This window comes from Lacisediminihabitans sp. (genome assembly GCF_036404185.1).
Classification (GTDB): Bacteria; Actinomycetota; Actinomycetes; order Actinomycetales; family Microbacteriaceae; genus Lacisediminihabitans.
The window spans coordinates 1-24,883 of sequence record NZ_DASWPB010000193.1; the positions used below are offsets into that span (position 1 = coordinate 1).

Genomic DNA, 24,883 nt, shown 5'->3' on the forward strand with positions numbered 1-24,883 from the left:
CCGGGGCAAGAACCGAGTCGACCGAGAGGAACCTACCGAGACCCGGGTCATACTCCCTCGCCCCCAATAGCGTCAGATCCGACAGGGCCGAAGTGGGTGCATTCAGGAATCCATGATCGGAGGACCATGATGCGGGCTGAGTTCCACGACCGTTGCCGTACGGATCCGTGTATCGACGGGTCAGCACGGCAGTCGTCGTGTTGATCTCCGCCACCACGGTGTTCTGCGCATCCGTCAGCAGCCAATTCAAAACGCTGCCGGATGCCCCGGGCTTCGTGTCACGCTCGGCATACGGCGTTCCATTCACTGAATATGTCCGCACCGCCGAAACCGTCGCGGACCCCGTGGCGACGTGGAGTTCCGTATCGCCCAACAACAGGGTGGAACCGTTCGTCGCATCCGATTGCAGCAACAGATTCCCGTCCGCGTCATACACGTTCGACTGCGTCGCCCCACCCGCCGTCACCGTCGACAACCTGCCCGCCGCGTCATATGTCAACAACTGGCCGGGACGTGCTGTTGTGTCCCCCGCACCGTCATACCCATATGAATCCGTCGTGGCGACCGTATGAGCAACGGACTGCACCGCATGAGGACTTGCTGCTCCCGCCGCTGGATAACTGTACGTATCCGTCGTCGCCGAACCGGTGGCCGGAGTCTGCGTTGCCGACAGGCGATTACCCGTCGCCGGGTCGACAACGAAACTCGTCCGGTAGGGTGCTGGGCCGCCCAAAGGACTGGTCGGCGCGGGAGTCGTGCAATCGTTGTTTGACGGCGTCCACGCCGCCGTCAACTCCTGCAGATGGTCGTAGGTGTAGCACTGCGTGTCAGTCGCGGCGGAATCCGACGTCGTCGATTGGGAGGTGACATCTCCCGCGTCGTCCCGATGATAGGCGATCGTGAGCGGGGTGGTGAGCGTGACGCCTGTCAGCACGCTCTGCTGGATCGCCGTCACCGCCCCCGTCGCGGCATCGTAGCTGTAGCCGCTTTCAGCCTCGGTGGTACCGAGACGGTCGTAGGTGGCGACCTGATCGATACCGGTATAGATGGTGCTTGCCAGGAGCGCGGACGATCCGCGGACTCCGGAGAAGTCGTTCAGCCCGGTGTAGCTGTAGCGAAGTAATTCGGCCGACAGTCCCCCTTCGGCCGGGTCGGTCTGTGTGGCCAACGAACCGTCCCAGTTATAGGTGTCCTGTGTGGTGTAGGTCGTACCACCGAAGGCTGGGGCGCCGGACGGAATACTCACCTTGGAGGCCGTCGGCTGGTATGCGGCGTTGTACCCGGTGATCGTGGTTGCATAGTCCAGTCCGGCAACGCCGGGGGCGGAGCCGACATACGAGTGGGAGGAACTCAGCTGTCCCTTCGCGGGGCTGTCGAAGGTCCAGGAGGCAAGCAGACTTCCGCTTGTGGAATTCGCGCCGACATATTCGGCGGTTTTACGTCCCAACGCGTCGTAGCTGTACGAGAGAGTCTGACCACGACCGTCCGTTGAGCTCAGTCGTTCGCCCGCATCGTCGTAGGTCGAGGTCGTTGTTCCGGTGTCGGGATCGACGGCACGTACCTGGTGACCGAGCACATCGAAACTCCAAGCCCAGTGATTGCCCGCCGGGTCGCTCATCCCCGTCATCTGTCCTTGCGGGTCATATGAATAGGTGGTGGCTTCCTGCGTCGCGGTCGCGGCCGGGACCGCTGCCAGGTACTGGACCAGTTTTGTGGTCTGGGCGAGGGTGTTCGTGAATGTCGAAGTGGGTGTGCCACCCGATGGAGGCGTCACATCGATTCGGTCCGCCCCGAGGTAGGCGGTCACGGTGCGATAGCGTTCCACCCCCAGGGAATTCAGGATCGTGGCTATCGGCCGGCCCGCACCGTCGTAGTTCGTCACGGTCTCCGACGGCACCTGAGATTCCGAGGTGGGAACGAACAGCGTCGCGGACGGTGATACGGAGGTGGTCCAGTAGATGCTGTTCGTCGCGGCGACCCGCCCGGCCATGTCATAGGCGGTGTCGGAGATCATCGATCCGGTGGCTTCCGAAGGGGCCTGGGTCTGCACCTGCCTGCCGAGGCCGTCGAACAGTGCATACGTCGGCACGACGGTCACGGCCCCGAGCGTGGATGTCTTGATCGCATTGGGGCTGGTCGTCGACTCCGTGTATGCATAGCTGATCGACGGAGCAGTCGGGTTCGTCGCCTGCGGGTGGATCGGCAACCACACCTGGCTGCGGCGTCCCAGCGCGTCATAGGTTGCAGTGGTGACGTTGCCATTCTGGTCGGTCGCCGCGGTCTCGACGCCCCAGGCCGGGTTGATGGCCGTGCTCGAGGTCCAACCGAACGGTGCCGTGTTTGTCACCACCTGCTGTGTCAGCGCCCCGCTGCCTGCCGGTGCTGACGCCGACGGAGTGTATGCGGTCGTCGTCGTGTGCCCGAGCACGTCGGTGGTCGAGGTGGCGCGTCCCATACTGTCGTAAGCACTGCGCGCGCTGGTCGCCCAGTTCGCGGAGGCCGCGGTGACGCCGGCGTAGGAATCGACGATCTGGACTTGGGTCGCATCACCCCTGGTCGGTGCCGCACCCCAAGCCTGGGCATCGTAAGACGTACGGCTGTCACTGATCGCGGCGGCCGGATAAACCGCCGAGGCCAGATGTGTGCAGTCAACACCGACCTCGCTGACCTCCTTTGGATAATCGATCAGCCACCCGTTCGTGTTGGGGGTGGTGTAACTGGTAGTGGTGCAGGTGGCCCCCGCGTCGGAGGTGATGGTGTTGACGGTCAAGGGGAGCCCGTATGTAGGGTCGAAGGTGCTCACCGTCTCCGTTGTTCGGCTGCCGCCCGTTGACACCGGCTCAGTGGTCATGACATCCCCGACGTGCACCATGCGAGCGGCGATGACGCCGTCGTTGGCAGTTACCGCCGACGCAGACGGGGTGGTGACGCTATCCGAGACGACCGCGCCACCGACCCCGTTGAGTATCTTCGTGTCCCTGGTCTGGCCGGCGAACCACAGCGAGTCCGGTACGCCAGGAGAACCCGTGACGGACACCCTCTTGACGCCTCCGGACGGCGCCGCACGGTCACCATCCAACCCCTGATAAAAGGTGTATTCGGTGGTCTGCTGCTTCGAGGGAGTGGCCGCCGAGCCCACTCGCACCTGAACCTGGCTGTACCCGGCGAACACCGACCAGGTGCGATGTGCATCCGGCGTGAAGGGCGACACGTCGTAACGCCAGGCCGGAGCGCCGGTATAGACATAGTCGGTCTCCTGCTCGAGATCGTTCCCGCCGCCGGTGTGGGGATCGCTGATCACCGAAGTGACGATGTACTTGTTGAACAGGTCTTCTTGTGCAGGCTGCGGGTATACCGTGTCCGGCGTCCACCATTCCGGATAGCAGCGGTTCGTATTGGACTGCGGTGCTGCTTCGATCGACGCGGCGTTGGAAGTGGTGCAGTCCGCATCGGCGTAGTTCACCGTGGTGATGGCGCCGAGGCTCTCATGGATGGAGGTGATCCGGTACTTGGCCAGCGGAGCGAGGCCGTCGATCGCCCATACTCTGTTGTTCATCGTCGCACCGACGAACAGCGTCGGAGGCTCTGAAAGGCTCGTCGAACCCGAATAGCCGGTGTGGGTCACCCCGGTCAGCCACAGCGATGCATTGGTCCCATCCCCGGGATTCGGGAACGAATGACCCAGAGTCCACGTGTCCACCTTTGCGTAAGCGCCCGCAGTCAGATACTGAGTGGTCACGGTGTCGAGCATGCCAGTCGTCCAGAACGTCGGGGACAACTGGTTCGGGCAGGTTGTTCCCGTGCAGAGCTGGTCGAACGGGACATCTGGATAGAACGGGGAATGTGCCGCGGCGGCAGCGAGGCCGCTGCTCGGTTCCGAGGTGCAGTTCGCCTGGCTGGCGTCGGAGCAGCGCCCGTCGACGTCGTAGCCGAAGACGACCCTGTCTGAGGCTGCATTAGTCGCGTAGATGCTGCTCGTGGTGAGGCCGTAGTCGATGTGGTTCAGTTGGCCACCGCGAGTATAGGTGACGGCGGTTCCACCATCGCGGGCGTACTTGTTCGTCTCCGCGTTGTAATAGAGCGCTTCGGCGTTGCCATGCGGGTCGACGACATAGTCGAGGTTCCACCGCCAGGCCTGCATGCACGCAGAAGCCGCGAAGGCGCTCGCATGGCATGGCTCCCCCGGATCGTTGCCGAATACCGGAACCGTCCAGGCGGAGTTGGTAACGGCCTTGCCGTTGGACCAGCCAGGTAGCTGGTTCAGGCCGAAGTAGTACTGGGTGCCATCGACGCTGGTCATTCGCCAGCAGTCATCGTCGTCAGTGCCGTTGGAGGCCGAGCAGCCCTGCGCCGTACCCACGAGATGCTCGATGCGAGATCCGTCATCGGACTGCAGCTTCCACACCCCTGTCGTCGCATCCTTCACCAACTGGCCCGAATGTCCCGCAACCGAGATCGTCGCATTGTCGGTCTTCCAGCAGAGATCTCCAGAAGATGTGATCGCGCCGCCCGGACCGTTGTCTTGCGAACACCCCACATAGGTGCGCTCGATGTAGCCGCCCCCAGACACATCCCAGCCTTCGCCGACCGAGGAAGGCTGGTTGTTCGTGGACGCGGTCTCCCCATCCACCGACTGTGAGTCATATTGCAAGGCCAGCGTCGGGGTGGGACCTGCGGCCGCGGGCGGGGTCCTCATTGCGTAGGACCAGGAGAAATCTCCGGTCTGAGCCGATACATCCCAGGTACTCGACGGTTTCAATGGCGTGGCGGCGAAAGATCCTGTCCCCGACGACGAGACCGGAGCGCTCATCGGGACCAGTAGCATCTGATTCGAGCTGATCTGTGGTGTCAGCACGACTCCCTGGGACGACGGCACGGATGCAACCGGTGTTGTCGACGCTTTCTTCATAAAGGTCGTGCTCGGCTTTTTCGGGGCCGCGACTTGCGCCCAGCGCACGCGCGATGCGTAGTCGCCACCGTAGACACTCGATAGCAACTCCTTCGGAATACGAATGGCAAGAGGCGCCGCGGTCGTCTTGCCATCCGCTCGCGCGACGCGGATCACCAGTCCTTTGAGCCCGTCGGCTTTCGCCTCTTGGACGCTCAGCAGAGAGGCATTCACCGATCCCACCGCCTGTGAGCTCGACGTGAGGGAACTCTTCGGATCTGTCGGCTTCAGGAGGTCGCCTGCACGCGCGAATTCGATGCCCGTGGAACCCAGCTGTCGCCAGCCGCCGGTCACCCGGGCAGCCGTGCCGCCGCGCTTATCGCTCGTGGTCGGAACCGCCTGCGTTCCCCCGGCGGGAATCGTGATCGTCGATGAATCGCTCGGAAGAGCCGTGTGCTGAGGAACAACCGATACGGAGGATTTCGGATGCGTTGGCGCCGCGAGGGGCGCCGCGGACTTTCCCGGGACCTTGGTCCCTAGATGCGGCGCCGGAAAACCCGCGGACGCGAACGCCGGCGAGGCAAGAAATCCGGATGTCACTATCGCGATGCTGGCCGTCACCGCCAGCACACGACGCGACACACCGATTGTGAAGTGCCTGCTCATTTCGAGTACCGCCCTTTTCCTGTACAGAGAGACGAGTTCGAGCGATAGATCCGCGTCCCAATCACTGGGGTGCGCTCTGGTTGTAGAGGTTGTTGAGCTGGAACTTGTCCAGCACCCCGGGGAAGATCGTGGGATCGTCGATCAGCCCATTCCATTGATTGGCGACTGCTCCCGAGATCGTGGCTGAGCCGACCACTAACGCTCCGGATGCGGAAACATCGCCGGCTGGTACGGTGTGGCCTCCCACGGCGAATGGAGCGATCTGCTCGTTGATGAGCAGACGTAACTGCCGGTTGATCGCGTCCCAAATCCCGGCTACGAACACCCACTGGCCCTCGGGAAGCGTCGAGGTAGCGGTGGCACAGTCCGCCGCCGCCGTACCGATCTGAGAATGCACGCAGAATCTCAGGATGTTCCCCGATACCTCCTCGAGAGTGAAACCGGGATTCACCCCTCCACTCTGCGACATGATCGTGCGAGACTGTGCAGCCCCTCCACCGCCGACCGGCTTCACCCATGCCGACGCGGTGAAGCTCTTCGTCGTGTCAACAGCGGAGGCGGCCGTTGCCACCTGCCCAGGCGACGTTCCGCTGCCCGGGAACGACAGCACCGGCGTTGACGGAATGCCGTTGACCGTGTCCGTCTGAGTGCCGTCGATGCCCGCATCAATCGATAGATCTTGCTCGTGGATCGAGTTCGAATCAGCGATGATCGAGGGCAACGGCGAGGGCTGGACTTCGAATATCCAACCGTGGCCGGCTCTGTAATCGACGTTTGCTGTATCACCGATCGCGTTCACCGCCACCGATCTGGCGACGGAGACATTCCCAGCTGCGTCATAGCCCACCACCCAGAGGGTCGATGTGGTGTCGACCGGCGCGACTGTAACCAGCGGTGAGGTGCCCGATGCGTCGGGGCAGACCCATGACTCGACACCGGGAGCACCAACGCATGGGACTGCATTCGCCGCTCCGACCCCGGACGTCGACACGGGTGCTACCGGAGGAGTGGAGGACGGCGAACCATATGCCCACCAGTACGCATAAGAGACGATGTGCTGGGAAGGATCGGAGAAGCGCACGGTCAAGGGCGCCCCGACGGTCGTCGCGGGCGTGACCGTAGTGATTGTGGGCGGCGTAACGGGTCCATTGAGCACCTGGAAGTAGCAGTATGCCGAACGGCCGGGCGAGTAGTCCGTGCCGTCGCCTGCGATGGCCTGCCAGGCATAAAGGCCCGGTGGAAGAGTGTTTGCGGCGATCTGGTCGGTGAAAGTGCTTCCCGATGCTTTGGAGGAGGTCCCGAAATAGCTGATGTTTGCCAAGGTGTCGCCATGGACCAGATAGAACCCTGCTCCGACCTGCGCGCCGCCATCTGAGTCGGTGATGGTCACCTGGAGGGTGAGCGACTGGGAGGAATTGTTGACATAGGACGGATTTGCGGACGTACCGCACGACCGCTGAGGTGAGGTCATCTGTGGTGAGAACGGGGTGCTCGGCGCCGTGTTGTAGGCGATGGTCAATGAAGCGGACGGCGAGAATTCCTTGTAGGAGCGATCGTCGTTCTCTGCAGTCGCCTTCATGCCGAGGGTCAACAAGGACGCGTTGGCCGCAGCAGCCGCCTGAACGGCCTGCAACGCATTAAAGCCGACCGCGTTGGCCGGGCATCCGCTGCGGCCGTAAGCCACAGTCTCGGTGTCCATGTTCGAAATCCATGCGCTGGACGTGTTGTTCCAGGTCGAGCCAGCCGGAGTTGTGCCGATCCACCAGAGTTCGACGCCCATCGGGGTGCATGAACTCGAATAGCTCTCAGTGGTGTTGAAGTGCGCGGCGAGCACATGCTTGCCCTCGACACCGCTGGTATCCACCTGCCAATATGTCCGCGCAAGATGGGTGACGTTGTCCGTGGATATGGCTGCGGAAGCGTAGCCGAGCTTCAACCGGGTTGCCGGGTTCGGGAAGGAGGTATTCGGGTATCCCCGATCGGTGAACCAACGGTTGTAGATCCCACCTGTCCAATCCGGGTCGATGAACAACGGATAGGTCACACCGGTGTCGCCGACGATCGCCTGCGTTTTGAGCGCCATCTTGTTGGCCGCTACCGCATGCGTGACCGGCATCGCGCTGTCACCGGGTGCAGGGCCAGATGCACCGGCCCCTGCCCGAGACGAATCCCACCACGTCGGTGATGACGAGGTGAGCGATGATCCGTCGGGCGCCGATGCCACCACCGTGCCGCCGTTGGTCGTCGCCACCGAAGCGCCGCCAATCGCGATTGTCAGATCGGCTATTCGAGGATCTGCCGCTGCAGTTGCGTCCTTGACCACCAGCACCTCCGACATCCCGGTCACCACGGCGGTCAGTTTGAGGTCAACACCAGGCAAGACGGAGGCGTATGTCGCCGTCGCTCCCGACAGAGTGGGAGCCGGCAGATCGCCATACGGCCACGACTCCGTCACCCACGCGCCTGTCGTCGTCCGCACTTGAGCCATGGTGCCGGAGCCCCCTGCAGAGAACTGCACAAGTACCGGCGTCGCCGTCGGCACGATCATGCCCGACTCTCTCGTCAGCTTTTCGTTCACCGGGACCCAGGCATCAGCGTGCCTCACACGTACCGGCACGGTGTTCAGCACCAATTGCATCGTGCCGTCCGGCAATGCGGACACCTGCGACGTCTCCGTCGTCTTCGAGTCATCCACGACCGCGTGGTGGAACCTCTGGGCAATCGCCGAGGCAGAGGCCGGGTCGCCCGCCGACAGAGCGTCGGTGACCGTCGATGGCGTCTCGGTTCTTACTGAACTCAGCGTGGACGCCTGCGCGGGTACAAGCGCGACGCTCGCGGCCAGCACGCATCCCAGAAGAACGGCGATCGGAAGAACCCTCGACGGAGTGACAAAGCGCATCTGAGCCTCAACAATTCTGCCCAGACCGAACCCAGCCCACGCGATTTTTGATTAGACGGTGTGCGCCAAAAAACCTCGCACGTGAGGAAATCTAGAACAGAACTCCCTGCGAGCGATACGGAGATCGGCCAAATTCTTCATGCTTGGTTTACCCCAATTCGGGGGCGTCCAAATGTCGCTACGGGTTAGGCCATGTCGGAGCTGTGCCACTGCTGTTGTCTCCGCAAGGACAGCCATAGCGGCGGATTACCACCGCTCAGCCGTCTGCCCCGGTGATCTTTTTTCGTCGTGTCACTTCGTCATGACGTCACGGTGAAGTGACACGACGGAAAAAGGAACATCGCCCCGGAGCGGAAGTCGAAAGCTCCCGAGGGGAACCAAGGGGAAGGACCCCGATCGGTGACGGGGAGCCAGCGGGCGGGGTTGGCTACCGGCCTCGGCTACCGCGTCCGCACGGGAGTCGCCGTCATCCGTTCCCGCGAAGGAACCGGGAGAACCAGCGACCGCTCGCCTTCGGGGTGCGCTTCTGCGTCGCGTAGTCGACGAACACGATCCCGAACCGCCGCGTGTATCCCCACGCCCACTCGAAGTTGTCCATCAGCGACCAGACGAAGTAGCCCGCCAGTGGCAGACCCCTCTCGATGGCCGTGCGGCAGGCGAGGAGGTGGTCGCGGAGGTAGTCGGCGCGCTCCGCGTCGTCGATGCCGCCCGCCTCGCCGACGACATCCTCGTAGGCCGAGCCGTTCTCGGTGATGTACAACGGCAGCTCCGGCGCCATGGTGTGCGCCATCTCCAGCACGTCGATGAGTCCGTCGGGATGGATCTCCCAGCCCATCTGGGTGCGGGCGGCACCGGTGTCGACGAACTCGACGAACTCGCTCCCCGGATAGGAGATGGCCGGCTCGTCCGGAGAACCGGCCCTCACCGTGTGCCTGCTGTAGTAGTTGATGCCGAGGAAGTCGATGGGGGCGGAGATGGCCTCGAGATCCGTCGCCGCGGTCTCGGTCGCGAACCACTCCCGCTGGCCCAGGTCGTCGATGACGTCCTCCGGGTAGCTCCCCCGCAGCACCGGGTCGAGGAAGAGGCGGTTGCCGAGGCCGTCGACGCGCCGGGCGGCATCCCGATCGGCCTCGCCGTCGCTCGCCGCCCGGATGGAGTAGAGGTTCAGCGTGATGCCGACTCGGGCCGCCGGCGCCGCCCCGCGGATCGCGGGCACCGCCAGGCCGTGCCCGAGGAGCAGGTGGTGGGCGGCATGCGCCGACTCGGCGCCGACCCGACGGCCGGGAGCGTGCACCCCGCTCGCGTATCCGAGGAACGCCGAACACCACGGCTCGTTCAGGGTGATCCAATTGGGGATGACATCGCCCAGCTCCTCGGCGACGAGCGCGGCGTAGTCGGCGAACCGGAACGCCGTGTCCCGGTTCAGCCAGCCGCCGCGGTCCTCCAGTGCCTGGGGCAAATCCCAGTGGTAGAGCGTCGCCCACGGCGCGATGCCGCGCTCGAGCAGCTTCTCGGCGAGGTCGCGGTAGAACCCCAGGCCCGCACGGTTGCCGGGGCCGACCCCCTCCGGCTGGATGCGCGGCCAGGCGATCGAGAAACGATAGGCCTCCAGTCCGAGGTCGGCCATGAGCGCGACGTCCTCGTCGACGCGGTGATAGTGGTCCACGGCCAGATCGCCGGTGTGCCCGTTCGCTATCGCGCCGGGCACCCGGCTGAAGGTGTCCCAGATGCTCGGGCCGCTGCCATCCTCGGCGACGGCGCCCTCGATCTGGTACGCGGCGGTCGCGGAGCCCCACACGAAGGAGTCGGGGAAGTCGGATCTGTTCACGGGGTGTCCTTCTCGGGTGCGAGCCAGTCCCCGTCGCCGTTCTCGTTGAGAGCGATGAGGATGTTGTCGCGCTTGATGCCGAGCGCGACCAGCCGGTCGACGATGAGCCTGGCGCCGCGCTGTTTCACCTCCGGGCTGTAGCCGGTGAAGGCGAGCACTTGGACGAAGAGGATGTCCGTGCGATCGGCGTTCGGGAACGTGCGGCTGTAGAACAGGTCGCCCCGCTCGTGGAGCTGGAAGATCTGGAAGAGATCGTCGGCCGGCATCTCCCAGCCGTCGACGAGGGCGCTGTGGATGGCGGCGCTGAGCTGGGGGCGGAGTTCGGCGAGATCAGTGTGCATGTCGACGCGGACGAGTGGCATTGTTTCCTGGGTTTCTGTGCGGAGCGGATACGGGGACGGCGGCGCCGGCCCCTAGGCGGATGGTGCGGTGTCGAGCCAGTTGTCGGGAGACGGAAGCAGGGCATCCAGTTCGCTCCAGAGGCCCTCCGGAAGCTCCGTGGCGGCGGCCTCGATGGTCGCCTCGATGCGCTCGACCCTGCTGATGCCGACGATGGTCGAGCTGATCCGCGGATCCCTGGCCGAGAACCGGATGGCCGCGGTCGCGAGGTCGGTGCCCCGGGCGCGGCACACCTCCCGCATGCGGCCGATGGCGTCGAGCGTCTCCGGCGAGGCGGGCCGGTAGCCGTACTGCGTGCTCGTGCTCGAGTCGGTGAGGATGCCGCCGCCGAGGACGGCCGCGTTGACCACCGCCATCCTCCTCTCGGTCGCCCGCGCGATCAGCTCCCCGGCGCTGCGGTCCACCAGCGTCCACCGATTGTGGACGAGCAGCACCTCGAAGACCCCGAGCTCGAGATAACGGGCCATCTCACGGACGTCCCCGCCCGCGAGCCCGAGGTGGGCGACCTCGCCCCGGTCCCGCGCCGCCACGAGAGCATCGACGGCACCGCCCGGTGCGGTCATCGTGTCGAAGTCGTGGAACTCCGGGTCGTGCAGATGGACGACGGGCAACGGCCTGATGCCGAGCCGATCGGCGCTCTCCGCCAGCGATCGCCGGACGCGCTCCCCGCTGTAATCGTGGCCCGAGGGGTCGACCTTGGTGATGACGAGGACGTCGTCCGGCAGCCCGCCGTACTCCGCGATCCCGCGCCCGATCCGCTCCTCGCTGCGGCCCGCGGAGTAGCCGTTCGAGGTGTCGATGGTGCGGATGTCGCTGGCCAGAACCGCGCGCACCAGGTCGATCGCGTCCCGCTCGGCGACGGCATGGCCGAAGTTCTCCGGCATGCTCCCCAAGGGGGCACCGCCCAGGGTGATCGGGCTCACCTGCAGACCGGTCGCGCCGAGAGGCTTCAGCTCCCAGCGCATGGTCACGAGGCGACCGCGGCGTGGACGAGACCGTCGGGGTCGGCAAAGAGCTCCACCCCGAAGGCGCTGCCGACGGCGGTCGCCGAGGCGGGCATCACCCCGTCGAACTCGGCGGCCACGAAGCCGGGTGCGGACAGCTGCGGCACGCGGCTCTCCTTGTCGGCCCGGTCGTAGGTGAAGATCTCGAGGGAGGTGTCTCCGTCCCGCAGGAAGTTGATCTCGAAGCCGCGCGGATCGTTCGGCTGGTGGATGCCCGCCATCAGGCGATACCCCAGCTGGCCGAAGTGCTCCTGCGTCGCTCGCACGTCGGCGACGGTCTCGGCGATGTGGTCGAACCTCGGCCGGCTCGGCTCTCCGAGCCCCCAGTCCTGGTCGACGGCGTCGCGGTCGTAGACCTCGTGATACTGCAGGGGACCCTCGACCAGTTCGAGCAGGGTGCCGTCCGGGTCGTAGAAGAAGGTGATCCGCACGTCCCCTTCGGCGTGGATGGGCTCGAGCTGGAAGGGGACCCCCGCCTCGTGGAGGCGCGCGACCCGGTCGTCGAGGTCGGCGACCTTGAATCCGACGTGGCGGAAGCCGGCCTGGAGGTCGTCGGACACCCAGGTCGAGGCGTCGGGGGAATCGACGAGGGCCAGGCGCAGAGTGGCCGTGACCGCGTCGAGGACCGCACCGGTCTCGGTGACCTCGATCGGTTCGACGCCGAGGAATCGCGAGTAGAAGTCGACCGACCGGGAGGCGTCGGTCGTGTTGATCAAAACGGAGTGAATGGCCACAGGTGCCAGTCCTTTCTGCGCAGTGGGCCAGGACCATCGTGATGGGCCCTCGTGATGGCGTCGATGCCATCGCCTAACTATATAATCTTTTGTTAGTTGAACCAAGACGGAATCGCACCCTGCTATCGAGGAGGGAAGAAGGCGGTTCCGCTCGGTGGCTAGACGTAGGCGTGCGGCGTCAGCACGTACTGGAGGGCGAGGGTCGCGGCCCCCACCGCAGCGGCATCCAGACCGGGGTCGGACAGCTCGATCGTCACACCGTGGACGCCGCGGGCGCGGGCGAAACCGCTCACCCGCTCGCGGATGATCCGCGCGTAGATGGCCCCCGCGTCGGCGAACCCCGGGCCCGCGAGGAAGATGCGGTCGAGGTCGAGCAGGTTGACCGCGGAGAGCACGGCCGCCGCGACGATGTGCGCGGAGTGCTCGATGAGCGCCGTGCAACGCTCCTCGCCCTCGGCCGCGCGGCTGGCGATGGCGTTGAAGTCGTGGCGCAGGTGACCGTCGTCGCCCGAGAGCTCGAGCTCCTCGGCGAGCGCCGAGTCTTGCATGGCCTGGGAGACGATCGCCCGCGGCGCCGCGAGGATCTCCAGGCAGCCCCTCGATCCGCACCAGCAGTCGGGTCCGTTGATATCGACGACCATGTGGCCGATCTCCCCCACGTTGGAGGAGGCGCCGCGGTTGACGCTGCCGCCGATCATGAGGCCCATGCCGAAGCCGTTGGACATGTAGAGGGTCGCGAAGTCCTGGGTGGCGGGGATGCGTCCCACCCAGTATTGACCGAGCGCCGCGCAGGCCGCGTCGTTGTCGCGGACCACTGGCAGCCCCACCCGCGCCTCCAGCGCCTTCCGCACGGCGAAGGACTCCCACTCGTCGGCGGTGAGCGAGAGGCGCTCTGCGCCCGCCCCGAGATCGAGCCCGGCACCCGCCACCCCGACGCCGACGATGTCGGTGCGGGGAATGTCGAGCTGCCGGAACAGCTGCTCAAGCTCGTCGGCGATCCGGTCGATCTCGGCGCTGGGCACCGACTGCCCGATGCCCGACGAGGTGAGCTGCCCGACGACATTGCCGCCGAGGTCGACCACGACGTAATTGAGCCGGGCGTCATCGAGCGAGACTCCCACGGCATAGCGGGAGGTGGGATTGAGCTCGAGGAGGCTCCGGCGCTTGCCCCCCGTGGGGTCGCCGAATCCGGTCTCGATGACCAGGCGGTCCTCGATGAGCGACTTCACGAAGCGGGTGATCGACGTCGCCGTCAGACCGGACATCTCGGCGAGCTCGATGCGGCTGACCGTGCCGCTCGAACGGATCAGGTCGAGGATGGCGCTCCGGGTGTGGATCGCCGAGGGGCCTAGCGAGCGTGCCGCGCTCATCGGGGTTCCCCCTCCTGGTCGGCCGATCCCACACTGCTCATTGCTGACTTACTTCCATTTGTTAAGTAGGCTCACCTATTCATATCGTAGGGCGGCGCCGTCGCGCAAAGAGCGCGCGACGATCCCTATTTGATCGCGCCGGCGGCCAGGCCCCTCTCGAACTGCTTCTGCAGGGCGATGTACGCCACGATCGTCGGGATCGCGGTGACCACGGCGGCCGCCAGGATCTTCGGGGTGTCGTCGTTGTACTGACGCCGGAAGTACTCGGGCAGCAGGGTGACCACCCCCATGTCGTCGCTCGTCAGGAACACCTTGGGCAGCAGGTAGGCGTTCCACGCGTTGATGAGCACGAGCACGATCATGGCGACGGCCATCGGCCGGGCCAGGGGCAGCAGGATGTACCAGAACATGCTCCAGGTGCCGGCGCCGTCGAGGCGGGCCGCCTCGAAGAGCGTGTCGGGGATCCCGTCGACGTAGCCGCGGGTGATGAGCACCGTGAACGGGATCTGCAGGGCGGCGATCGGGAGGATGACCGACCAGAACGTGCCGAGCAGATGCAGCTGCACGGCCGTCGCGTACAGCGGCGCGATCAGCACGACCTCCGGCAGGGTGAGGGCGGCCATCATCATCCAGAAGTAGACCTCCTTGTGCCGCACCCGGAGCTTGGAGAAGGCGAACGAGGCCATCATCGTCGCGATGTAGATCACCAGGATCGCTCCCCCGGCGACGATCGCCGAGTTGAGGAAGAACCGCGCGAATCCGGGGACCGCGAGGACGGCCGCGTAGTTGCCCCAACCGGCCCCCGCGAACGACCGCGAGATCATCGCGTAGATCGGGATGGCGAGCGGGACGACCGCGATGGTCACCAGGAGCTGAAGGAAGAGCCTGGAGCGCAGCGAACGTGTCTCAAACATGGGGGACCTCCTCGACGGCGCGAGTTCGCTCCCGCCCTCGCAGTTGCAGGAATACGGATGTGACCACGGCGATGATCAGGAGAATGATCGACAGCGCGGCGGCGTAACCGAGGTTGCGCGACGATCCCGCCGTCTCCGCGTAGATCATCGTCCCCAGGAACTCCGAGGAGTGTGCCGGGCCTCCCTGGGTGATCAGCCAGACGTTGTCGAAGAGCTTGAGCGCCGTGATGAAGTTGAGGATGGCCAGGGAGACCGTGATCGACCGCAGGCTCGGCAGGACGATGGAGAACAGGATGCGCAGGTTTCCGCCGCCGTCGATGCGTGCGGCCTCGAGGATCTCCGGGTCGATCTGCGCCATGCCCGCGTAGAACAGGATGAAGCCGAAGCCGATCGATCCCCAGCAGCCGACGAGGGTGACGACCAGGAGCGAGGTCGTGGACTGACCGATCCACGGCTCGGTCAGGGAGCCGAGCCCGATCGCCCGCAGGATCTCGTTGAACACCCCGTCCGACTGCCACACCTCGATGTGCGCGGAGGCCAGCGTCGCCGGCGCGACCACCACGGGGATGACCACGATGACCTTGTAGAAGTTCGCGAAGAAGATCCTGGAGTGCATCGCCGCGGCGAACAGGACCCCTCCGACCACCTGGACGGCGAACACGACGACGAAGTAGATCACCGTGTTGCGGATCGCGCCCCAGAAGACGGGATCGGTGAAGGCCTGCACGTAGTTGTCGAAGCCGGCGGGGATCATCGGCTGACGACCGCCGCCCCAGTCGAAGAACGACAGGTAGCCGGAGTAGATGATGCTGTAGTAGATCAGCCCTACGGAGATGATCAGGCCGGGGAGGATCCAGACGAATCCGCCGGGCACGAGGTGGGTGGCCCGTGTGAGCCGCCCGCCCCGTGCCCGGGAGGAGATCGCCCGCTCAGCCCTGGGAGGAGCCGTTGCGGTCATGTTGTGTCATTCCAATCTCGACGTCGGCGCCCGCTACTTCTTCACACCGACGGTGCTGGCCTTGGCCGCGGCCTGAAGGTCGGCGGCGACCTGCTTCACCGGCTTGTTGACCGTCGGGTCGAGGATCTGCTGGGTGGCGACGACGATCGCGTCGAGTGTGGTCTCCGTGGTCTGCCACTGGCGCGTCTGGGTCGTCGACGTGCTCTCCTTGGACAGCTTCTCGATGGCGGGCCGCTGCAGGTCGTTGTCGACGAGCTGCACGGCGGACCAGTCGGGAGCGGTGCCCTGAAGCGCCGGCAGCAGGTCGATGGCGTTGGCCACCGACTGCTGGCCCGTCTTCGACATCGTCAGCCACGAGACGAAAGTCTTGGATGCGGCGATGTTGGGAGAGTCCGCGTTGATGGCGAGTCCGTAATCGGCCTCACCGAAGTAGGCCGAGCCGTTGCCCTTTCCGGCGACGTCGGGGAAGGCGGCGGGAAGCTGGACGAAGCAGGTCGGGTTGCTCACGCCCGCGGCCTCCATCGCGGACTTGCAGGATTCCGCTCCCGCGTACTGCGAGTACCAGAAGCCCATCTGGACCATGGCCGCGTCGCCCTTCATGAACGCCTCGTTGGCGAGCGGATACTGCGGGCCGTCCAGAGCGTTGCCAGAGATGATGCCGTCGTCCTTCATCTTCTTGATGATCTGGAGCACCTCGACGCCCTCGGGGTCGTCCCACTTCGCCTTGCCGGTGGAGGCATCCAGGAAGAAGGAGGGATCGACCGAGTTCGCGATCGAGTGGAACATGTCGGTCGGGAAGGTGTCCTGGCCACCGGCGCCAACGGTGAAACAGGTCTTGCCGATGGCGGTGATCTTCTTGCAGGTGGCGACCCACGAGTCGTAGTCGGTCGGGACGGTCGCCCCGGCCTTGTCGAAGATGTCCTTGTTGTACCAGAGGAAGCCGGCGGACATCCCGCCGATCGGCATCGAGACGAGGCGGCCGTCCGAGCTCGTCAGCTGCTTGACGTATCCCGCGCCGATCTTCGACTTCCAGTCGGATCCGAGCTCGCTCTTGGCGAGCGGGGCGAGGTCGATCGCGTACGGCCCCCAGGTATCCGGCGATCCCCCTGCGGGCGAGAGGTCGAAGACGTCCGGGCCCTTGCCGGAGTCGAGGGCGGGGGTCAGCGTGGTGCGGAAGTCGACGTTCTCGAAGTTCTTGTAGGTGACCTTGATCTTCGGGTATTCCTTGTTGAACTCCGCGATGTACCGCTCCGCCACCGAGGTGTCGGGGGTCCACCCCCACCAGGTGACCTTGCCGGAATCCGACGGCTTGACCGCTGCGTTGGTAGTGTCGGCTCCGGCGCTGCACCCAGCGAGAACCACGGTGGCTGCGGCTATCACGGCGATCGCCGCGAGATTGGGCATTCTCATGCTCATTCCTTTCATCACTTCGTTGTGTATGACCCGTGTTTGCGAAGCACATGCTCCTGTCGCCAGTCGCACTGTTCGCCGCATCTCACCGGGGTTCGATGTAGCGATGCTAGCCAGGTCGACGACCCCACGTCAATACTTACAATTCTTTTGTTACTAAGTTGCGACCTCCGCTTAATCGGTCAGACGCGGCGATGCCGATACATTCGAAGGGCCACGGCATCGGCGCGAAGGGAGCACTCCGACATGGCATCGAGCGACGAGAACGAGGTCCTCGACCGGATGCGCCGCGGTCTCCTCTACACGGAGTCGGAGGCCGCGTTCCAGGCCCCCCAGCGGCGCGGCGACCTCGTCTTCGAGTACAACCACACCCCGCCGAGCGAGGCGGAGCGGCGCAGATCGCTGCTCGTCGCGATCCTCGGATCCGTCGGCGAGCGCACCGTGCTGCTCCCGCCCTTCCATGCGGGGTTCGGCAGCCACCTCCACATCGGCGACGACTTCTTCGGCAACGTCAACCTGACCTTCGTCGACGACGTAGACATCCGGATCGGCGACGGCGTCATGATCGCGCCCAGCGTGACACTCACGACGACCGGGCATCCGGTGCATCCGGCGAGACGGGTCGACTTCACCCGCTTCTCCGAGCCGATCGTGATCGAGGACAAGGTCTGGATCGGCAGCAACGTCGTGGTGCTGCCTGGCGTGCGCATCGGCTACGGATCGGTCATCGGCGCCGGCAGCGTCGTCAGCCGGGACATCCCGCCCATGGTGGTCGCCGTCGGAGCGCCCTGCCGGGTGCTCAGGGACATCACCGACGACGACCTGGCGGCGAGGACGACAGCAGGGTCGTGAGCACCTCGCCCAGCGGAGTCCCGAGTTGCTGGCCGGTCGCCGAGGTCAGGGGCTCCATCCCGGATGACGAGCGCAGGAGCACGATCCCCAACCCGGTCGCGAGCATGATCTGGGCGCGGAGGATCAGGTCCTCGCCGCCGGCATCCGTCGCCCGCCAGCCCGCGACCTCGGCCATCCGTTCCGCGAACGACTGCAGCGTGTTCCTCCGGATCCGGTCGGCGCGCTCATCGCCGGAGGATCGCAGGAGCAGGAGCAACTGCAACGGCTGCTCCCCGTTGGGCAGAGCAGCCACCTGCGTGATCATGACCTGGAGCACGTCGTCGAGGGTGACCGCACCCGCATCCGGGCTCCCGAGGTCCTCCGCGGCGCGAGCCAGACACGCCTCGAACAGCCCCTCCTTGGAGGCGAAGTAGCGGTTGATGAGGGCCACGTTCACTCCCGCGTCGGCGGCGATGTCCCTGACCGTGGTGGCCGCATACCCGTCGTAGGCGAAGCGGCGGCGAGCGGCCTGGAGCAGGAGCTCGCGGGTGTTGGTGGCATCGCGCGACCGGACGGGGGTGGATGCCTCAGGCTCATGCTGGTCGACGATGACCGGCAGATCACGACTCATGACGTCCTTTCGTCTCGTCGCCACCGTACACGGCGGCAGACTCCGATGTAAACAACCATTGACTTGTCCTTCGATCTGGTTAGCATTCTTAAGTCAGCAACTGTTTACATCGAGGTCGGAGAGTCATGTCGCACACGATCGAGGAGCCAGCAGCCGGCTCCGTCCACCCGGCGAACGGCCGGCGCCCGAACACCACGCTCCTCATCATCTTCCTCTCCCTGGGCGGCCTGTCCTTCGCGGTGCTGCAGTCGCTCGTGGCTCCCGCCTTGTCGACGATCGGGAAGGATCTGGATGTCTCGACCGGCGACGTCAGCTGGATCCTGACCGCCTACCTGCTCTCCGCCTCCGTGCTGACGCCGATCCTCGGCCGGCTCGGCGACATGATGGGCAAGCGCCGCATCCTCATCGTCGTCCTCGTCCTGCTTCTCGCCGGCACGCTGCTGGCGGCGCTCGCGCCCAACCTGGGTGTGCTGATCGTGGCCCGTGCGCTGCAGGGCGCGGCCGGAGCGGTGCTGCCGCTATCGATCGGCATCGTACGTGACGAGCTGCCGCGGGACAGGGTCAGCGTGACCATCGGCCTGCTCTCCGCGATCTTCGGAATCGGGGCCGGCGTCGGCATCGTCGCCGCCGGACCCATCGTCGAGAACCTCAACTGGCACTGGCTGTTCTGGCTGCCCCTCGTTCTCGTGGTGATCGCGCTGCTCGGTGTGATCTTCGGGATGCCCGAGTCGCCGGTCCGCAAGCCCGGCCGTCTCGACCTCATCGGCACCGCCGTGCTGACGGTCTCTCTCGTCTCGATCCTCCTGGCCGTGAGCGAGGGAGAGACCTGGGGGTGGGGCTCGTTCGAGACGCTGGGGCTCCTCGCCCTCGGTGCGATCACGCTCGTCGCCTTCGTGTTCGTCGAGCTGCGGGTCACGGAGCCGCTCATCGACGTGCGCCTGTTCGCGATCCGCGGGGTGTGGACGGCGCACGTCGTCGCCCTCATCTTCGGGTTCGTCATGTTCGGCACCTTCGTGCTCGTCCCGACCCTGCTGCAGCTTCCCGCGGTCACCGGCTACGGGTTCGGCAAGGATGCGTCGCAGGCCGGCCTGTTCCTCCTCCCCACGGTCGTGGCGATGGTCATCCTCGGCCCGGTGGCGGGCATCCTCGTGCGCCGGGTCGGGCCCAAGCCGCCCATGCTCCTCGGTGCGCTGTCGGTCACCGCCGCGTTTGTGCTCCCCGCCATCGCCCACGGCGAGACCTGGCAGGTCCTGGTCTCCGGCGTGCTCACCGGCGCCGGAATCGGCCTCGCCCTCGCCTCGACCTCCAACGCGATCATCGAGAGCGTGCCGGCCACGCAGACCGGCGAGGCGATCAGCGCCAACACCATCGCCCGCACCATCGGCAGCAGCGTCGGCACCGCCGTCATCGCCGCGCTCATCACCTCGCACAGCTCGGCGCAGGGACTGCCGTCGGACGACGCGTTCACGATCGGCTTCTGGGTCTGCGCGGGTGTCGCCGTCGTGGCGATCATCGCCACCCTCGTCGCCCCGTCCATGGCCAAACGACGCCAGCAGGCGCTCTCGCTCGGCATCGACGACTTCCCGGACGAGTCGGCCCCGTCGCACTGAGCCGGCCCCGTCGCACCGGGTCGGCCCCGGCTCGGTGCGACGGGACATCCCTCAGAGGAGGACTTGCGCGTCACCGCCGTCGACGAAAACCTCGGCACCGGTCATGAAACTAGCCTGATCGGAGGCGAGGAAGAGCACGGCGTTGGCGACCTCCGCGGGACTGCCGATGCGGGCGAGCGGGATCTTGGCGGCCATGCCGGCGAGGAGCGCCCGCTCGCGAACGGGATCGCCCTTCGCGATGCCGCGCATGCCGGGTGTGTCCGTCGGACCCGGCATGACGGTGTTGACCCGGATTCCCCGGGACGCCAGCTCCGCCGCCCAGACCCGGGTGAGCTGTCGCACGGCCGCCTTGGACGCCGAGTAGACCCCGAATCCCGCGTTGCCCCGGCTCGTGGAGGTGGATCCGGTGATGACGATGGAGCCCCCTTCGGCCATCAGCGGAAGCGCCTTCTGCACGGTGAAGAGGGTGCCCCGCACGTTCGCCCCGAAGACCTTCTCGTACATGTCGACGGTGATGTCGTCGATCGTCACGAGCCCCGATCCCCCGCCCGCGTTCGCGAACAGGATGTCCAGACTGCCCGCCTCCCGCCGAACGGTGACGAACAGGCGATCGAGGTCGTCGAGGCTCGAGACGTCGCCCCGGATGCCGGTGGCCCCGTCTCCGAGGGCGGCGACCGCCGCATCCAGCTCGGCCTGACGGCGACCGGTGACGAAGACCCTCGCGCCCTCGTCGAGGAACCGCCGGGCGGTCGCCAGGCCGATCCCGCTGCTGCCTCCGGTTATCACTGCTGTCTTCGACTCGAGCTGGCCCATGGATCTCCTGGCGTCATGTGCGGATGGAGACGCGGATGCCCGTGCTCCCCCGCAATCGTCGCTTAACTGGACCGATTGGTCAACTATATCTAGACTGACGACATGGGACGACGGAGAACATTCGACGAGGGCGACGTGCTGAGCGCCGTCGCGCCCGCCTTCTGGGACAAGGGCTACGCCTCCACCAGCCTCGACGACATCATGCAGGTGAGCGGACTCGGCAAGGGCAGCCTCTATGCCGCGTTCGGCGACAAGTACACGATTTTCCGCCGGGTCTTCGACGGATACTGCACCGGCGTCGCGCAGTCGACGGCCTCCGCGCTGGCCGGGCCGGACGAGTCGGCGTTGCACCGCCTGACGGCGATGCTCCAGCGCGCGGCGAGCCGCAACGAGGCGCAGCAGGCCTGCTTCCTCGCGAAGACGACGGCCGAGCTCGCGGCCCACGACCCGGAGGTCGCCGCCCGCTCACGGCAGGCGTTCGAGGAGATCGCACACACCATCGCCGGCTGCATCGAGCAGGCGCAGCGCGCCGGGGACATCGATGCCGGCGCGGATCCCCGACGACTGGGCCATCACATCCTCATCGTCCTCCGCGGGATCGAGGCCCTCGCGGAAGCCGGCGCGGACGCCGAGGTGCTCGGTGATGCCGCCGCCGTGGCGATCGAGAGTCTGCCTCGTGCCGCTCACGCTGAGTCCGCGGACCGGTGATAGGAATCGGACGACGTGCGGCGATTTCCCCTCAGCCGACGCGTTCTATAGCTGGACCAGCTTCGGCTTCACCGTGACCTCGACCGTGTACGCGCTGGATGCCGGCTCCCGCATCCTCTGGGGCGGAGCCTCCGGCGGGATCATGGGCATCCACGAGTGAGCCTTCCAGCCGGCCCTGTCCGGCACCGTCGTCTCCACCGCCGAATCCTTCGCCGGCGACCCCGTCGACCAGGCCAAGGATAAACTGCAGGCCCAACTCGAATACTCGCTGTCGTCGCTGGGGTATCTCAAGACTGAGGCGGAGAAGGAGAGCGCAGCGTAGGACGTGTATACAGCACGCCCTGCGATTGCGGGGCGTGCTGTTAGCGTTCGCGTTGCCCACGATTGCAACATACGGTTCGTTCTCGCTCGGGTCGTCCCAATCAGCCGTCCGCAACCGCCCCAATTCATATGGCCCGACAGCGTCCTCTGACGGCCACATCATGAAAGTTAGATACGAGACGTTGCAGAGCATCTTGGCGGTAGCACTCTTGCAGCTCCCTCTTTCCTCTTGTCATTTGGAATAGACCGGTTAAGGGCACTCGCCAATGGATGACGCCGTAGACGTCGCCGCCACAAACAGCCGAGGTGCCTGTTTAGCAGATCAAATTTCAGTTTTAGCTGCCTGCACCCCCACGATTCGAACTATCGTCGTCCTATGACACCGACTCTTGTTCGACTGTTGTATTCCTTAGTCGCGGTTCTGGGCATCCTTGCTGGGTTAGTGCTGCTCGGATCGTCGAACCAGTACGAATCGAATCTCGGCGTCGGCCTTTTTGTGCTGGGTGGCGTTGCCGGGCTGCTACTAATCAGCAAGTCCGGGAAGCGCTGATCTACGCGCAAGGTCTGCTCAATGAGCGGTGCCCGGCACGAGCCGCCGATTGCGATTGAGGCGGTAAACAATGAGCTCCGCGCGGGTTGTCGCGATCGATTACTGCTCCAGCGCCAGGAACAGAGGCGTCAGATCTAATTCTGACGTGCCCCTTGAGGGACTCGAAACCCAAAACCGCCCTTATTCGGCGGGACCAGTTCTTCAAAAACCCCGGAATATCAGCATTTTTAGGCAGTTAGAGTGCGACTCGATGTGCTGCGATATCGCCCGATTGTGGGCAAAATGTGGGCACGGTCACTCGCCTATTCGAGTTCGGAATGATCAATTGTGGCTGTCGCCACCGATGCACCCACCGCCGCGATCAAGGAATCGAGGGAACGTGCCGTCAGAGCCAACAGCAACGGGACTGAACTCATCACCAACTGGGACATGTAAAAGGTCGCACGCCTCAGCCCGAAAGCCGTTGACGAGCGGAAGTCCACACGAACTTGGCTGGACCCAGCGGCAATGCTGGCGTTAGTAACCGAAGCTCGTGAACCGAGTGCCGCTTCTATGGCCGTGAGCTGAGAATCGTTCGTCACCGACGAATCATCGGCTGCAGAGTATTCAATACGCCGTCCGCCAGCGTCGATCGTTAGGTCAGAGACCGTGATCTCGTGCTGCTCGGCGCGGCTCCGAAGCGTCGGAATGACCATTGCAGCTTCCGCTCCAGGCTTGGTGAAGCTCTCGACGCTCCCTCCGGTCAGCAAGATCGTGGTCGCTCCGAGGCGAAGTCCAAGCTCACCCCCGGACGCGAACCATCGCGCCGAATTTGGCTCGCCGATCGGCTCGTCAATAATTCGCAGCGCGTGCACTTTAAGAAGCGATGCAGTCGACTGAATTAAGCGTTGAAAGTTCTCGTGGTCTGTGGATACCTCAAGGTATCGCAGCTTGTCCATCGTTAAGTTTTTGCCAACTCGCTTCCAAAAAAGCGGGTCATCGAGGTCGACTGTGTCCAGCAAGACTTCCAACGCGGAGGCGGTCAGAACAGATGTCGCTCCAGCTTCACCGCCGGGGAACTCGCTGCTCAGCGCACCCGATCCGATCCAAACTGCGCTCAGGAACTCGCCGACTTGGCGATATCGAGTGTTGTCGAGAACAGTTTCGGCCGAAGACAGCGCGATTCCAGTTTGCTCAGACTCCCCTCGTTGGGCTGCCTCAAAGCCCAGGTCTATGTTCGAACTGAACTCGCGCGCACTCTCCTCCCCGACGAAGCCGACCCCACCCTGTAGAAGTGCCCGAGACGCAAGACCAACGACCGGTCGCTGGCTACGATCTGACGCAAGCGCGCCAAAGCTCTGTGGGCTCGCAATGAGCGCGCGACGACGCGGGCCAGTATTTAGAACTTCAGCTCGATCCGCCTCACGTGCTGGGGAAGTCTCTCCGAGCGGCATCATTATTGAAGACTTTTCGTCCATCAGGCCAAGGTCTTCCAGCAAGTAGTTAGCGTCGCCGGTAGTTCTCAGATAAACCTGTCTTTCGACTCGCTCTTTCGGCCACGAAAGTAGCAAGTCAGGCGCAAACGTATGGTTGAAGTAGTCGGTCTTTCTGATCCGTACGTCAGGATCGGCATCAGTAAGGGTAGAAATCACCTCGGCTTTGATCGACTCCACGTTCTGACGCGCGTCCCCCGACAACATGGCGGTGGTGATCGTCATTAAAGCTCCTCGTCCAAATAGCGTTTTTGCATCAAGTAGGCGCGATCTTCTTTACTAATCACTAACGACTCCTGACGATCAGACAGGACTATCACCCACAACCGACTGACCAAGTCATTGACGATGTTCGCATCCGTTTTTGACGTTATTACGTCGGGATCAGTCGAGTCGAAGACTCGCTCGCCGTTAGCGATCAAAGCTTTCGCGACGCTTGCGGCGTTTGTGTTGGCGTTCCAAGTCTTTATTCGAAAGGGCGTCCAAGTTATCCACATGAAATGCTGAGCAAGAGCTGGGCTATCACGAAGCGTCACATAGCTTTGAGCAAGAAATTTATCGAACGGCTCACCTTGACTGTCCCAGGAGTACTTCTTACTCTCGACCAGAAATCCTTCCTGATGAAACTCGCCACCAAAGAGCAGGCCACCGAGGTCGTACGAGAATTTTTGATCGCCGAATGGCCAGCTGTATTCGAGACGACTCACCGGAATGTCGTCGTAGATCGTCCATGACTGTGACACGCGCGTAGTGGAATCGAGCCATTTCTTGGCTCGACGAACGCCGTCCTCGCCAACGACGTGCTGCGATTCACCGGGCATGTGTGGATGCTATCGGAAGACCGCGAACGCTCTGGTAGTGGCTCGGTGATCGCCCT

At 64.7% G+C, this 24,883-nt stretch carries 19 protein-coding genes; 4 read left to right on the forward strand and 15 right to left on the reverse strand.

Features of this window, described 5'->3' with window-relative positions:
• The 10 genes from VGC18_RS13665 to VGC18_RS13710 all read right to left on the reverse strand — a co-directional run.
• The coding region (locus VGC18_RS13665) for a hypothetical protein (RefSeq protein ID WP_331098318.1) at window positions 1-5,554 on the reverse strand (5,554 nt) is incomplete at its 3' end.
• A 61-nt stretch (window positions 5,555-5,615) separates the two neighbouring features.
• Complete coding sequence (locus tag VGC18_RS13670) at window positions 5,616-8,249, reverse strand: LamG-like jellyroll fold domain-containing protein (RefSeq protein WP_331098320.1); 2,634 nt, start codon at window positions 8,247-8,249, stop codon at window positions 5,616-5,618.
• A gap of 670 nt (window positions 8,250-8,919) precedes the next feature.
• Window positions 8,920-10,281, reverse strand: coding sequence for a GH1 family beta-glucosidase (locus VGC18_RS13675; protein ID WP_331098322.1), 1,362 nt, complete (start codon window positions 10,279-10,281; stop codon window positions 8,920-8,922).
• Window positions 10,278-10,643: a tautomerase family protein gene (locus VGC18_RS13680; RefSeq protein WP_331098324.1), complete on the reverse strand. Its 366-nt coding sequence runs from the start codon at window positions 10,641-10,643 to the stop codon at window positions 10,278-10,280. The genes VGC18_RS13675 and VGC18_RS13680 overlap by 4 nt, the downstream gene beginning before the upstream one ends.
• Before the next feature lie 51 nt (window positions 10,644-10,694).
• On the reverse strand, window positions 10,695-11,645 hold the full coding sequence (locus VGC18_RS13685) for an aldo/keto reductase (protein ID WP_331098326.1): 951 nt from the start codon (window positions 11,643-11,645) through the stop codon (window positions 10,695-10,697).
• 2 nt (window positions 11,646-11,647) lie between these two features.
• Window positions 11,648-12,418 (reverse strand): VOC family protein, encoded by a 771-nt coding sequence (locus VGC18_RS13690; RefSeq protein WP_331098328.1) that lies wholly within the window; start codon window positions 12,416-12,418, stop codon window positions 11,648-11,650.
• 158 nt (window positions 12,419-12,576) lie between these two features.
• Window positions 12,577-13,788 carry an ROK family transcriptional regulator gene (locus tag VGC18_RS13695; protein WP_331098330.1) on the reverse strand — a complete coding sequence of 404 codons (1,212 nt, stop codon included), beginning with the start codon at window positions 13,786-13,788 and terminating at the stop codon, window positions 12,577-12,579.
• 125 nt (window positions 13,789-13,913) lie between these two features.
• Window positions 13,914-14,702: a carbohydrate ABC transporter permease gene (locus tag VGC18_RS13700; RefSeq protein ID WP_331098332.1), complete on the reverse strand. Its 789-nt coding sequence runs from the start codon at window positions 14,700-14,702 to the stop codon at window positions 13,914-13,916.
• Complete coding sequence (locus VGC18_RS13705) at window positions 14,695-15,660, reverse strand: sugar ABC transporter permease (protein WP_331098334.1); 966 nt, start codon at window positions 15,658-15,660, stop codon at window positions 14,695-14,697. The genes VGC18_RS13700 and VGC18_RS13705 overlap by 8 nt, the downstream gene beginning before the upstream one ends.
• Before the next feature lie 33 nt (window positions 15,661-15,693).
• Window positions 15,694-17,070 (reverse strand): ABC transporter substrate-binding protein, encoded by a 1,377-nt coding sequence (locus VGC18_RS13710; RefSeq protein ID WP_331098337.1) that lies wholly within the window; start codon window positions 17,068-17,070, stop codon window positions 15,694-15,696.
• Between the two features lie 246 nt (window positions 17,071-17,316).
• Between VGC18_RS13710 and VGC18_RS13715 the strand changes: the two genes are divergently transcribed.
• On the forward strand, window positions 17,317-17,922 hold the full coding sequence (locus VGC18_RS13715; RefSeq protein WP_331098338.1) for a sugar O-acetyltransferase: 606 nt from the start codon (window positions 17,317-17,319) through the stop codon (window positions 17,920-17,922).
• Here the strand turns inward: VGC18_RS13715 and VGC18_RS13720 are convergent.
• A complete protein-coding gene (locus VGC18_RS13720) occupies window positions 17,879-18,532 on the reverse strand; it encodes a TetR/AcrR family transcriptional regulator (RefSeq protein WP_331098340.1) in 654 nt (217 codons plus the stop codon). The genes VGC18_RS13715 and VGC18_RS13720 overlap by 44 nt on opposite strands.
• Window positions 18,533-18,657: 125 nt before the next feature.
• Here VGC18_RS13720 and VGC18_RS13725 point away from each other — a divergent pair, with 125 nt between their 5' ends.
• On the forward strand, window positions 18,658-20,142 hold the full coding sequence (locus VGC18_RS13725; RefSeq protein WP_331098342.1) for an MFS transporter: 1,485 nt from the start codon (window positions 18,658-18,660) through the stop codon (window positions 20,140-20,142).
• Window positions 20,143-20,193: 51 nt separating this feature from the next.
• Here the strand turns inward: VGC18_RS13725 and VGC18_RS13730 are convergent, their stop codons facing one another.
• Complete coding sequence (locus VGC18_RS13730; protein ID WP_331098343.1) at window positions 20,194-20,955, reverse strand: SDR family NAD(P)-dependent oxidoreductase; 762 nt, start codon at window positions 20,953-20,955, stop codon at window positions 20,194-20,196.
• 102 nt (window positions 20,956-21,057) lie between these two features.
• Between VGC18_RS13730 and VGC18_RS13735 the strand changes: the two genes are divergently transcribed.
• Window positions 21,058-21,663: a TetR/AcrR family transcriptional regulator gene (locus VGC18_RS13735; protein WP_331098345.1), complete on the forward strand. Its 606-nt coding sequence runs from the start codon at window positions 21,058-21,060 to the stop codon at window positions 21,661-21,663.
• Window positions 21,664-21,708: 45 nt separating this feature from the next.
• Here VGC18_RS13735 and VGC18_RS13740 read toward each other — a convergent pair whose 3' ends face one another.
• Entirely contained in the window at window positions 21,709-21,861 is a 153-nt protein-coding gene (locus VGC18_RS13740) for a hypothetical protein (protein WP_331098347.1), read from the reverse strand.
• Window positions 21,862-22,360: 499 nt separating this feature from the next.
• On the opposite strand from VGC18_RS13740, the gene VGC18_RS13745 reads away from it, so the two are divergent.
• A complete protein-coding gene (locus VGC18_RS13745; protein ID WP_331098349.1) occupies window positions 22,361-22,534 on the forward strand; it encodes a hypothetical protein in 174 nt (57 codons plus the stop codon).
• Between the two features lie 302 nt (window positions 22,535-22,836).
• On the opposite strand, the gene VGC18_RS13750 is transcribed toward VGC18_RS13745, so the two are convergent.
• On the reverse strand, window positions 22,837-24,231 hold the full coding sequence (locus VGC18_RS13750; RefSeq protein ID WP_331098351.1) for a hypothetical protein: 1,395 nt from the start codon (window positions 24,229-24,231) through the stop codon (window positions 22,837-22,839).
• Window positions 24,231-24,827, reverse strand: coding sequence for a hypothetical protein (locus tag VGC18_RS13755; protein ID WP_331098353.1), 597 nt, complete (start codon window positions 24,825-24,827; stop codon window positions 24,231-24,233). The genes VGC18_RS13750 and VGC18_RS13755 overlap by 1 nt, the downstream gene beginning before the upstream one ends.
• Window positions 24,828-24,883: the final 56 nt, after the last annotated feature.

Bases quoted from the DNA above. Each gene is read 5' to 3' on its own strand.
- VGC18_RS13755 (WP_331098353.1), bottom strand. From the start codon at position 24,827: ATGCCCGGTGAATCGCAGCACGTCGTTGGCGAGGACGGCGTTCGTCGA.
- VGC18_RS13695 (WP_331098330.1), bottom strand. From the start codon at position 13,788: ATGAGCGCGGCACGCTCGCTAGGCCCCTCGGCGATCCACACCCGGAGC.
- VGC18_RS13715 (WP_331098338.1), top strand. From the start codon at position 17,317: ATGGCATCGAGCGACGAGAACGAGGTCCTCGACCGGATGCGCCGCGGT.
- VGC18_RS13680 (WP_331098324.1), bottom strand. From the start codon at position 10,643: ATGCCACTCGTCCGCGTCGACATGCACACTGATCTCGCCGAACTCCGC.
- VGC18_RS13750 (WP_331098351.1), bottom strand. From the start codon at position 24,231: ATGACGATCACCACCGCCATGTTGTCGGGGGACGCGCGTCAGAACGTG.
- VGC18_RS13720 (WP_331098340.1), bottom strand. From the start codon at position 18,532: ATGAGTCGTGATCTGCCGGTCATCGTCGACCAGCATGAGCCTGAGGCA.
- VGC18_RS13735 (WP_331098345.1), top strand. From the start codon at position 21,058: ATGGGACGACGGAGAACATTCGACGAGGGCGACGTGCTGAGCGCCGTC.
- VGC18_RS13710 (WP_331098337.1), bottom strand. From the start codon at position 17,070: ATGAGAATGCCCAATCTCGCGGCGATCGCCGTGATAGCCGCAGCCACC.
- VGC18_RS13700 (WP_331098332.1), bottom strand. From the start codon at position 14,702: ATGTTTGAGACACGTTCGCTGCGCTCCAGGCTCTTCCTTCAGCTCCTG.
- VGC18_RS13705 (WP_331098334.1), bottom strand. From the start codon at position 15,660: ATGACCGCAACGGCTCCTCCCAGGGCTGAGCGGGCGATCTCCTCCCGG.
- VGC18_RS13685 (WP_331098326.1), bottom strand. From the start codon at position 11,645: ATGCGCTGGGAGCTGAAGCCTCTCGGCGCGACCGGTCTGCAGGTGAGC.
- VGC18_RS13725 (WP_331098342.1), top strand. From the start codon at position 18,658: ATGTCGCACACGATCGAGGAGCCAGCAGCCGGCTCCGTCCACCCGGCG.
- VGC18_RS13730 (WP_331098343.1), bottom strand. From the start codon at position 20,955: ATGGGCCAGCTCGAGTCGAAGACAGCAGTGATAACCGGAGGCAGCAGC.
- VGC18_RS13745 (WP_331098349.1), top strand. From the start codon at position 22,361: ATGACACCGACTCTTGTTCGACTGTTGTATTCCTTAGTCGCGGTTCTG.